The organism is Shewanella sp., assembly GCF_048265805.1.
GTDB lineage: Bacteria > Pseudomonadota > Gammaproteobacteria > Enterobacterales > Shewanellaceae > Shewanella.
Map to the genome: position 1 here is coordinate 21,031 of NZ_JBLXAT010000038.1, position 9,693 is coordinate 30,723.

Genomic DNA, 9,693 nt, shown 5'->3' on the forward strand with positions numbered 1-9,693 from the left:
CTCCAAAACCTAGAAGGGCGACCAATTTGGTCGCCCTTTATGCCGGTATTACCGGGGAAAGCCAGCCGCGTTCGGCAAAGGAGACGCATTCATCGCCAACGACAATATGGTCCAGCACTGGCACATCAATGGTGGCCAGCGCTGCCACTAATCGCTCGGTAATGCGCCTGTCTGCTGTTGATGGTTCGGCACAGCCTGACGGATGGTTGTGAGCGAAGATCACCGCTCCGGCGTTGTAGAGCAGCACGGCTTTGACCACTTCGCGGGGATAGACACTGGCGGCATCAATGGTGCCGAAAAACATTTCGTTGAACTCAATCAGCCGGTGTTGGCTATCGAGCATCATCACCGCAAATACTTCACGCTGATGCTGGTGGAGCTTGAAGCGGAGAAAATCACGGGTGGCATTGGGGTTACAGAAGGCATCACCGCGAACAAAGCGTTCCGCGACGATGCCTGCTGCTGTTTCAAGAATTTGGGACGAGGTTTGTGACCAATGGTCGCTGGGTAGGGTAATCACTTTGTGCATAGCGCCTCCATGGTTGCTTAATCTGGTATATGCACATCGGTGATATATATCTGAAAATTATTGGAAATATCGAACCAAGTTAAAAATTACACAAGACGCATATGTGATGAGACTAACTACTGAGGAACTCATCATGAGCATCAAATTAATCCGCTTGAGAGATGTCATGGAATGCACCGGCCTAGCACGTTCAACTATCTATAAATACATCGCAGAAGGGACTTTTCCTAAGTCGGTTTCACTGGGAAGCCGCGTTGCAGCTTGGGTAGAAAGTGAAATTGAGGAATGGATATTAGAGCGTATTGCTGAAAGGGATGAGTCAGACCCAAGCAACGCTTCAACTTGTTAAAAATCAAAATCCCCCCTCTAAAAAATTTCTTAAGAATCTCATTACTTCGTATTTCTACGTCATATTTTGACGTTTACATCGGCACTATATTGGCTACGTTATGAAGGCATAGGGGACACATGATGGTTGGCCGGTATTGGGATGAGTTGTATTGCTACGTTTTAAATGAGTTTGTGAAACGTTGGGATGGTTGGGCGTTGGTTGCTTACGATCCTATTATCTTTTTGCAAGATTACGATGATTTTTCTGAGATTTGTGAATGGCGAAATCAAGAGCCGGAGAATGAGTATTTTGATAGCTTGCTGCTGATGCGCATGTTTATTCTGTCATGGTCTAAACCATTGCAAGGTACTGCGGCCTGGTTAAAAGGCGAGTTATTGCCCACAGCTTCATATTTCAAATTTACCCAACCTGCCCTGCAACAGTTGTATTCAGTGTTTTTGCAGAATAATGTTTCTCTGCAAAGCCAAATCGACGAGGTAAAAGCAGCCGAACAAAGGGGCTCTAAAAAAACATTAGTTTTGGCTGCGGAAACCGTTTTGGATAAGTACCTGAACCGTTGTGAGCGGCTTAATCGTAAATTTCGAGGAGAGCGCCGTTGCTGGCCGGAAGATGATTGGTTTGCATCCAGCACTTTGGAAAAAAGCCTAACTTGGGGAAGTCGTAAACTTAGGTCTACCAGAGATCGTAATTTTGATCGACAAATGGCTGAATTGTTTATCGCAGCAACGGTGATAAAGGAGTTTTATCCCACCAGTCCATTACTACATGCCTTAGCTGTGATACCGCTTTGTTTCCCCGTATCGTACGACTATTTTGAGCATTACTTTCAGCGTGATCTACAACTGTTCTGCCTGTATCAACGCGGTAACCTTTTTCTGTTCGAACAGATGCGTAATCTAGCGCCAGAAGTATTTCTATTTCTCTGCAGTAAAACCACTTTTAGCCTGTCTGAAGGGGAGACTCTGGTTTGCTACTTTGATGAGTATTATCCGAGCGAAGATTTGATAGGTTGTTCACATACCAAAGCAGAATACTTGCAATGTTTCAGGGGATTAGGTTTGATAAACCCAATATTAGAAGATATGGATACAGAGGGCGTGAGATGACGAACAAGGAAAGTTCTAAGCGCCATACCAAAGCGGTGAATGTCGTTCACCGCCAATGGATGATCTTGAAATATCTCTCCAACTCCTCCGAACGCAAGACGATTGTAGAACTCCTCGAATATTTAGCGGCTGAGGGTGTTACTCAATCGGAACGTACCATACAGCGAGACTTAGCATTTCTGTCAGGTATTTTCCCGCTGCTTAATGACCGAGATGGACATGATGTGCGTTGGTATTGGGAACGTCAGAGACGTACCGATTTGATCGTAAGCGCTCAATAAACCCGTACAGCTTTACTCAATGCTGCTGATATCAACATTCCACGGCATCAGATCCGACATGTCATCGGTGAGTGAACGTTTCGGCAGCTCTGTGAACAGATGCCGAAAGTAATAATAGGGATTGATGTCATTCGCCCGACACGTCATGACCAAGCTATACAGATTGGCACTGGCTTTCGCGCCACCGACTGAGGTCGAGAACATCCAGTTTTTTCGGCCCGTCGTAAATGGCCGGATATCCCGCTCAGTCACATTGTTGTCAATGCTGATATGTCCATCTTCTAGATAAGTCAGCAGCTTGGACCACTGATTTCTGGCGTAGGTGATGGCTTGGCCTAATGCCCCTTTCGGCAGAACATGCTGGCTATCCAGCCACGCTTTAACGTCATTCAGGATGGGCAGGCTTTCTTGCATCCTCATCTGTTGGCGTGCTTCGGGCGACAGGTTTTTGGCCCGTTGCTCTATGCCATACAGTTTGGCGATAAAGGCCAAGGCTTTTTCGGGCTTTCCTGCCTTTTTCGAAGGGGATGCCTTTTGAGCATCGGTGAATTTGCGGCGCACATGCGCCATGCACGCGGCTTGAGTGACACCGTCTACCGTGTCATAGGCACTGTAACCATCGGACAACAGATAACCATGGTAATCACCAAGAAACTCGCGCACACAAGCGCCCGCTCTGCTGGGGTGATAATCGTAAATCACCACGGGATTGGGGGTGAACTCGCCACTGCGATAGACCCACATGTAAGATTTGGATTGCGCCTGTCTGTCTGCTTCTCTCAGCACCTGTACCGTGGTTTCATCAGCGCAGATGAGGGGGTCTTTGAGAAGCTGCGTTTTCATTGCATCGATAATGACCTGCACTTTAGTGCCGAGCTGCACACACCAGTTCGCCAGCGTGGCGCGGCTGATATCAATGCCAGAGCGGTTAAGGATATCGACTTGGCGGTATAGCGGCAGGGCATCGACGTATTTGGCGGTGACCACTGCGGCGAAGGCCTCGGCACTGCCCATGCTTTTGGGGACCATGCTCGCCGGTTTCGGGGCGGTGACCACTTTGCTGGTTTCGGCGGTTTGCTCGCAGTGGCGACACGCATATTTAGTGCGCTCGTGGCGGATGACACTCACTCGTTGAGGTAGGATTTTCAGGGTTTCGCTGACTTCCTTACCGCATTCATGTAACGGCGCATCACAGCCGTCGCAATACGGTGCATTTAAGGCGTGGGTTTGCACTTCGCGTTCAAGGTCAGCAGGCAGCGGTTTACGACCTGGTTTTCTGCGCGCTTTAGGTGAAGCTGGCAACGCGTTTTGCTGCTCAGCTTCGTTAAACGTGCCTTTGGCGACCTTTTCGCTTTGGGAGGCGAAGCGTTTGGATTTGCTGAGGTTGAGCTGCTCAACGAGTAATTGCACCTGAGTTTTCAGGGCGGCGACTTCCTCTTCTTTGGCCTGCAACAATGCATCCTTGGCAAGTAGCATGGCATCCTTGGCAAGTAGCATGGCTTTAAGTTGTTCGATGTCATTGGGGAAATCGGTCATTGGGCATCATTTACAGCATGGAATGATGCCCAGTGTGACGGCTAAAAAGGATCGTTCAAGTGAAATATGGCGATCAACATCTTCGGTCACACTTCCAGCCCATTTAAGGGCTGATGGGCGTTACTGTGCTCGAGTGACAACCCAGAGAGCAACCAGTGAAGTTGCGGTTTGCTGATGACCATCCCGCCCCGGGCATTCGGGCGAGGCCATTTGAACGTCCCTTTCTCTAAACGGCGATAGTACAGCCAAAACCCATTAGTATCCCAAAACAAGATTTTGAGTTTATCGCGACCGCGATTACAGAAGATAAACCAGGCTTCGCTGAACGGGTCCATCTCCAGTTGCTCGGCGACAATCAGTGACAGCCCATCAATGGACTTGCGCATATCGGTCACGCCGGAGACCAAGAAGACCTTGCCGGAAGGTGTCATTGCAGCGCGTCGACCCAATGCTTGATTTGCGCGGGACTGAGCGCAGCGGGCAACTCTGCCCGCATACCATTAGTAAAAAGCAGGACAACAACCTCAGAGAGTGAATGGCGAGGTTCATCAAACGTGATGGGCAGCAAGGTCTGTACTGTTTCAGGGGAGCGCAGTCGCTTAGACCAGTAAAAGAAGGTTTGATAGTTGATGTTATTGTGTTCGCAAAACTGCTTAATGGAGAGCTGGCTTTGCTTTTGTTGCGCGATGAGGGATGTCCAGTGAGCGCGTTTTTGTTCTTGGTTCATAGTGCCTCCGTTGAAAAAGGCACTATGTCAAAGTGTGGGTACTATTGGTATGTGGGGTTTATTAACCGCTTACGAATCTCCTGTTTCGGGTAAGAAACCTAAGGACATAAAAAGTTTTAAAACGGAGTATAGTTCTACTTCTATACCTCCAATTTCACTGATTGAGGAAGCAATTGGTGATGTTCCAAAATTAAAAGCGCTAATGGACTCAAATGGCAAATATCGAAAAAAACGAAATAATATTGCTCATCGCGCTGAAAAACTTTCTAAGAGTATTTATAGTGACTATAAATCTACAGTTATATTAGCTATCGAAGAGCTAAGAGTTGTTCTGCAATCACATACAGAACGCACATAACAAGTCGCTCAAGATGGACTAACAAACGTTCGGCATTTTTTGTTTATTTGAATATAGCGTTTATGGTGGTTAATTTAGCTGCGTACCCGGTTTGTTAGCCACTTAGCTCAGCGTTATATTTCAAGGAAGAATTGTGCACTCAAACATTGAGCTAGCCAGAGTCGAAAGAGATAGCATAAAAGCACTTCGACGCCTAAATGAATCTGAAGTACAAGAAATTAGAGATTGCAACATGGAAATCTTTGACTTCAACAGACACTTCAAGCTTGTAGAGTACGTGCTTTACAATTTCGCGTGTTTCAAAACATGCATTGAAAATAACCTTCAAAGCTTTGCAACAGAGACCGACACAATTGGCCGATATGACTTAGATTCTTTCGGCCACGAGGTTAATATAACCCTCCTAAACCTGATGATGTCGGCCAGAACGTTTCTTGATCACATGGAAACCTCTGTCAATAGGGAGCATGGAAAGGCATCAAGTGAGTTTAAACTTTTCAAAAGCTTAACCGCAAAAGAGTTTGACGATAAGTTTTCATACAAATTCATGTACAAGCTTCGAAATTATGTCCAGCACTGCGGAATGCCACCATTAAGTTATTCAAAAACCAAAACACTTGACAACGAAGCACCTTTCGCCACTTTGGAGCTGCAATTTAATCGCAACGCATTGCTTTCTGAGTACGATGAATGGGGTGCAATCGTAAAGCCTGAGTTAGAGGCTCAACAAGAGCAATTTGATGCATTCTTTATTGTTGAAGAATTCATCACATCAATATTGCGAATTTATATTTGCTTCACGGACAGCACCAGCTTCCATAAAACCAAGAAAGCAAGAGAACGAATAGCCGAAATCATATCTCAACCAGAGTCCTACTTTGATGATGATTACTGCCTTTTTTCTGCTTCGGAAAGTGAAGATGGGAAATTCAATTTTAGTATGTCATGGATTCCAGCTTCGCTATTTAGAAAAATAGAGCATTATTTAAAATTGAGAAATGAAATATAACAACTGGTTCAAGTCGTTCGCTGCGCTCACTCGGGACCGGCTAAAGCCGGCCCCTTAACCAAACGTTAGCGTCCAAAGGAAAGGTCGTGGAAAACATTAACAAACTAGACGAAAAACTTGATTTGCTAGACAAGCTTCTTTCTCTTGCCTTTAAGCTTGGAGTCGTAGTTGGCGGAGCAGTACTGCTCTTTTATTGTTGGAAAATCGGTTATTTCCCACAGGATATGTCGGTTGGTGATGGCTTGCTATTTATATTGTTGGCTATTGCATTCGGTGGTGTTTATCTGTTTTTCGTTGTGTGTTTGACAAGCCTTGGTTTATCGCTGAGGCCCGTATGGCACGGGCTTCAAAAGCTATTTTTACTATTGCTAAAAGGATACGAAAGAGTTTCCGGAAGAACAGCTGACTACACACCTTTTACTATAGAAAAAGGCGGTTTTGAACTGTTCATTTTCGCGATTTTTGGGCTGTTTTTTATCTGGGGTTTTAGCTTTTCCGATATTGAGGTTCTTGCAACCTTGGTGTTGTGTGTTTGGGGATGCGCTTTGCTGTGGAGCACTTATCAACAGAATTCACGTGAAATCGATTTGCTAGAACGTCGTGACAACCTTGCGGATGAGGAATCGAAACGCCTGAAGCGACTGGTTGACTTTCAACCGTTCTTGCTTGGGGTGATCTTGGTTGTACCATTATTGATAGGCGGCGTATCAGGAAAGCTTTTGGACGGGGCAATGCGTCTCGCGAATGTCAGGACTGATGTCGCAACAGTGCACCTGAAAGAACCGTATGTTAAGTATGCTGCTGAGCATGGCGTAAAAGGCGCGCAAAGCAATTTTGGAAGTGAATATTCTAAATTTGAAGATACTTCTATTTTGTTCAATGGTTTTGGTAAGAATATTGCGATTGATGTTATGGGGGCAGATGGGCGTGTTTCGTTGGTTGTTCCGTCGGATCATGCCTACATTGTACAGCGCTAACAAGGCCAGGCACGGCGACGGCTTTTCCGTTGCGGCTTCGCCTACACTACAAAGCCGCGCGTGCTGGCGGCGTTATGTGTACTCATTGATACTCGGCGTATTACGAGCTACTTGGATTTTTTCTAAAAAAGAATAAGAATCTTCAAGTAAGTTTGTTGGCATATTCATACTTTTATTGAAATCAATCCTAGCTTCAAGTACATCAAACATATTGAATTTGGCATTCATTTTGGCCTCACCTTCAGGCGTTCCTCTCATGTCACTTACACTTCCATCGCTATTAACTTTTAAAAGTGGTGGCGGTAAAAATGCTGAGCTTAAATCACCTTCTCCAGCTTTCATTAAAGCATTGGCAAGTTCCATGGATTCTTTGTAGCTCATATTCTTAGGGTCAAATGATTCAGCAAGTTCACGAATAAACGGTTTTTCCGGCTGCATATTGCCAGTAACGGGTGTATTGGGTGGCAAATTGTTGCCGCTTTTCTGCGCTGGCGTTATAGGTAATGCGCTTGTTGAGCTTCCAATTTGCATAGTTAACTCCTAATATTGATGGCTATAAATTAGGTAGCAAGCCATATGCCAATAAACTGGTGCGTACAAACACATAACAAGTCAATTATGTCGCCCGAAAAAAGCGCGGGCTGGGACAGCCTACTCGCCGCTTCGCTTTGTTTCGGCTGCCCCATATTGAAGCGTTATATTTCACAAGGAAACTCATCATGGGATTTAAGATCGGATGGATTGCTGTAAAAGATTCTGAACCTGCGGCAATCCACAAAATGCTATCCCTCTCACCCAGTGGAGAGCGCGAGGAATTTCCTGACTCTCCGATAGCTGGCGTGGAGCTGCCTAATGGCTGGTACCTGGTTCACTTCAACGATTTTCTGGCTCCAGCACTAGAAGAAGAATCCGTATCAAGAGTTTCATCTCTTGGTGATGTGGTTGCTTGCCAAGTTCACGAAGGCATCATGGTCAGCATGGCATCTGGCTATAAATCGGGTAAGCTTGTCTGGAGCGTAGTTCATAATGCGCAAGAGGCACTAGAGCACTTAGAAATAAGGGGCAGTTTGCCTGCTGAGTTCGAGGGAATCAGATCAAAAAAATTCCAAGAGAAAGTCCAGGATGACGAGGGAATGGTTGATTATGTATTTGATATTCCCGTAGATATGGCAAGGGCCCACGTAGGTTATCGCTATGATCAAGCGCTTGCCAATGAAAGTGAACTACCCTTCCATGTGTTAGAGCAAAAGCAATCAGTCCCCGACCCAGAACTCAAAGAAACGTCAAAAACCCCTGCTTGGATGTTTTGGAAAAAGTGAAATATAACAATGCCTTTCAGTCGACCCGCTTTCCGCTACTTCCCTCCGGTCACTCGCTACAAGCGGGCTGCTGAAGGCAGGGGACACAAGGAAGAAAAAAAGCCCTGATCATCACCAGCAGCCTGACAGGCAGTGCAACGCTGCTGATGGCGGCTTTACCCGTCAATATCTTGGGAGAAAGTCTTGTGATACTCCTGTTATGCCTGCAAATGGTTCAGGCCTTCAGTTTTGGCGGAGAGTACCCGACCATCATTCAATACCTGCACCAAGGGAGCCAGCGTGAACAACATGCTCGTATCAGCAGTCTGATTGTTGCCAGTTCAATTGTTGGGGTGATTGCATCCGTCTTAATCGTGATGGGGCTGAAAAGCACCTTATCTGAAAGCCAGATGCAAGCTTATGGATGGCGTATCCCTTTAATTATTGGCGCAGTGAACATTGCCATGAGTTTTTGGTTCCGCCTGCGCTTGCCCGCTGCGCTTCCGACCCCACAGCCGACTCGCTTAACCAACGATGTAAGAACCACAGTCAGGATCGGTTTGGTGTCTGTAACAGGAGCGGTAGTTTTCTACGTCCAGAATATTTCCAGCACCATTTTAGCCAAAGATTTCCCCATTCAGCCGTTTGCCTTGGTTAATTCAGTGACCTTACTTGTGATGATCTTGCTGGTCGGATGGATCACGGACAAATACCTGTCATCACCAAAGAAAAGCTTTTCGGGCGGATTATTGGCCGGTTTGGTGGTTTCTTATCCGGCTTATTATCTGTTGATTCATGGTCATGATGGGTGGCAACAATGGATCGCATTTATCAAGATCAGCCTGATTTCAGCACTGATTTTAGCCAATCTGGCGACGGTGCTATTTTCCATTGCCCGCAACAACACCACCTCTCTGGGGCTTGGCTATAACGTTGCTCTCTCAGTTTTTGGCGGCATGAGCCCGTTAATTGTGAGTTTCCTGTCTGAGTATGATGCCAGTTATGTCGGTGCATATGCCGCATTGACAACCATACCGGCACTCATTGGTATTTACGCATTCTCGGCACCATCGTTAACTCTCCAGTCAGAAATGAATACATAACCCGGCTTTGCAGAACCGGAATATCGCACGGTAGCCCTGACATTGAGTGAGGGCTACTCGCGTCGTCCCCCCTCAAATGCTTTCTCTCTCGATAACGCTCCCAAAATCATAATCCTAATGACCTACTGCCTGCATCTGGCATCCTCCTCAAACACCCTTCCTGTAAAAACGAAAATCTCAGCACCTTAAGCTTATTTTCCGATTGAATCTTGTCGAAGATTCGATCAATAATGACCCAAAGTCATTAGCAATTAATAATCATTATCATTTAAAAATACAAAATTATAGGACAGCCATCAATTTGCGTAGTTGATGGGAATTGACTACGCTGAACCTTCACATGGAGTGAAATTGCTACAACAAGGAGTGTTGTTATGACCGTTGCCCGCCGCCGTTTGATTGATGTTGAATCAACCC

General features: G+C 46.0%; 13 protein-coding genes. 8 read left to right on the plus strand and 5 right to left on the minus strand.

Translation table 11 applies throughout. The features are described 5' to 3' along the window. Positions 1-37 precede the first annotated feature (37 nt). A complete protein-coding gene (gene radC / locus ACN0TT_RS18625; RefSeq protein WP_417763630.1) occupies positions 38-529 on the minus strand; it encodes a RadC family protein in 492 nt (163 codons plus the stop codon). Positions 530-668: 139 nt separating this feature from the next. On the opposite strand from radC, the gene ACN0TT_RS18630 reads away from it, so the two are divergent. From ACN0TT_RS18630 to ACN0TT_RS18640, 3 genes are all read left to right on the plus strand, one after another. Continuing rightward, positions 669-878, plus strand: a complete 210-nt coding sequence (locus tag ACN0TT_RS18630) for a helix-turn-helix transcriptional regulator (RefSeq protein ID WP_417763642.1) — start codon at positions 669-671, stop codon at positions 876-878. A 173-nt stretch (positions 879-1,051) separates the two neighbouring features. Beyond that, entirely contained in the window at positions 1,052-1,987 is a 936-nt protein-coding gene (locus tag ACN0TT_RS18635; protein ID WP_417763631.1) for a hypothetical protein, read from the plus strand. Then, positions 1,984-2,268, plus strand: coding sequence for a hypothetical protein (locus ACN0TT_RS18640; RefSeq protein WP_417763632.1), 285 nt, complete (start codon positions 1,984-1,986; stop codon positions 2,266-2,268). The genes ACN0TT_RS18635 and ACN0TT_RS18640 overlap by 4 nt, the downstream gene beginning before the upstream one ends. A gap of 12 nt (positions 2,269-2,280) precedes the next feature. Here the strand turns inward: ACN0TT_RS18640 and tnpC are convergent, their stop codons facing one another. The 3 genes from tnpC to tnpA form a co-directional block, all read right to left on the minus strand. Continuing rightward, positions 2,281-3,804, minus strand: coding sequence for an IS66 family transposase (gene tnpC / locus ACN0TT_RS18645; RefSeq protein ID WP_417763633.1), 1,524 nt, complete (start codon positions 3,802-3,804; stop codon positions 2,281-2,283). 86 nt (positions 3,805-3,890) lie between these two features. Then, positions 3,891-4,235, minus strand: coding sequence for an IS66 family insertion sequence element accessory protein TnpB (gene tnpB / locus ACN0TT_RS18650; RefSeq protein ID WP_417763634.1), 345 nt, complete (start codon positions 4,233-4,235; stop codon positions 3,891-3,893). Further along, on the minus strand, positions 4,232-4,531 hold the full coding sequence (tnpA, locus tag ACN0TT_RS18655) for an IS66 family insertion sequence element accessory protein TnpA (RefSeq protein WP_417763635.1): 300 nt from the start codon (positions 4,529-4,531) through the stop codon (positions 4,232-4,234). Before tnpA ends, tnpB begins: the two co-directional genes overlap by 4 nt. Positions 4,532-4,580: 49 nt before the next feature. Here tnpA and ACN0TT_RS18660 point away from each other — a divergent pair, with 49 nt between their 5' ends. The 3 genes from ACN0TT_RS18660 (at position 4,581) to ACN0TT_RS18670 (ending at position 6,875) form a co-directional block, all read left to right on the plus strand. Beyond that, positions 4,581-4,889, plus strand: a complete 309-nt coding sequence (locus tag ACN0TT_RS18660) for a hypothetical protein (RefSeq protein ID WP_417763636.1) — start codon at positions 4,581-4,583, stop codon at positions 4,887-4,889. 133 nt (positions 4,890-5,022) lie between these two features. Then, positions 5,023-5,898, plus strand: a complete 876-nt coding sequence (locus tag ACN0TT_RS18665; RefSeq protein WP_417763637.1) for a hypothetical protein — start codon at positions 5,023-5,025, stop codon at positions 5,896-5,898. 86 nt (positions 5,899-5,984) lie between these two features. Next, on the plus strand, positions 5,985-6,875 hold the full coding sequence (locus tag ACN0TT_RS18670) for a hypothetical protein (RefSeq protein WP_417763638.1): 891 nt from the start codon (positions 5,985-5,987) through the stop codon (positions 6,873-6,875). A 72-nt stretch (positions 6,876-6,947) separates the two neighbouring features. On the opposite strand, the gene ACN0TT_RS18675 is transcribed toward ACN0TT_RS18670, so the two are convergent. Next, positions 6,948-7,406, minus strand: coding sequence for a hypothetical protein (locus ACN0TT_RS18675; RefSeq protein ID WP_417763639.1), 459 nt, complete (start codon positions 7,404-7,406; stop codon positions 6,948-6,950). 188 nt (positions 7,407-7,594) lie between these two features. Between ACN0TT_RS18675 and ACN0TT_RS18680 the strand changes: the two genes are divergently transcribed. Further along, positions 7,595-8,194 carry a hypothetical protein gene (locus ACN0TT_RS18680; RefSeq protein ID WP_417763640.1) on the plus strand — a complete coding sequence of 200 codons (600 nt, stop codon included), beginning with the start codon at positions 7,595-7,597 and terminating at the stop codon, positions 8,192-8,194. Positions 8,195-8,340: 146 nt separating this feature from the next. Further along, a complete protein-coding gene (locus ACN0TT_RS18685) occupies positions 8,341-9,276 on the plus strand; it encodes a hypothetical protein (RefSeq protein ID WP_417763641.1) in 936 nt (311 codons plus the stop codon). Positions 9,277-9,693 lie beyond the last annotated feature (417 nt).

Bases quoted from the DNA above. Each gene is read 5' to 3' on its own strand.
- radC (WP_417763630.1), bottom strand. From the start codon at position 529: ATGCACAAAGTGATTACCCTACCCAGCGACCATTGGTCACAAACCTCG.
- ACN0TT_RS18640 (WP_417763632.1), top strand. From the start codon at position 1,984: ATGACGAACAAGGAAAGTTCTAAGCGCCATACCAAAGCGGTGAATGTC.
- tnpC (WP_417763633.1), bottom strand. From the start codon at position 3,804: ATGACCGATTTCCCCAATGACATCGAACAACTTAAAGCCATGCTACTT.
- tnpB (WP_417763634.1), bottom strand. From the start codon at position 4,235: ATGACACCTTCCGGCAAGGTCTTCTTGGTCTCCGGCGTGACCGATATG.
- tnpA (WP_417763635.1), bottom strand. From the start codon at position 4,531: ATGAACCAAGAACAAAAACGCGCTCACTGGACATCCCTCATCGCGCAA.
- ACN0TT_RS18660 (WP_417763636.1), top strand. From the start codon at position 4,581: ATGTGGGGTTTATTAACCGCTTACGAATCTCCTGTTTCGGGTAAGAAA.
- ACN0TT_RS18675 (WP_417763639.1), bottom strand. From the start codon at position 7,406: ATGCAAATTGGAAGCTCAACAAGCGCATTACCTATAACGCCAGCGCAG.
- ACN0TT_RS18680 (WP_417763640.1), top strand. From the start codon at position 7,595: ATGGGATTTAAGATCGGATGGATTGCTGTAAAAGATTCTGAACCTGCG.
- ACN0TT_RS18685 (WP_417763641.1), top strand. From the start codon at position 8,341: ATGGCGGCTTTACCCGTCAATATCTTGGGAGAAAGTCTTGTGATACTC.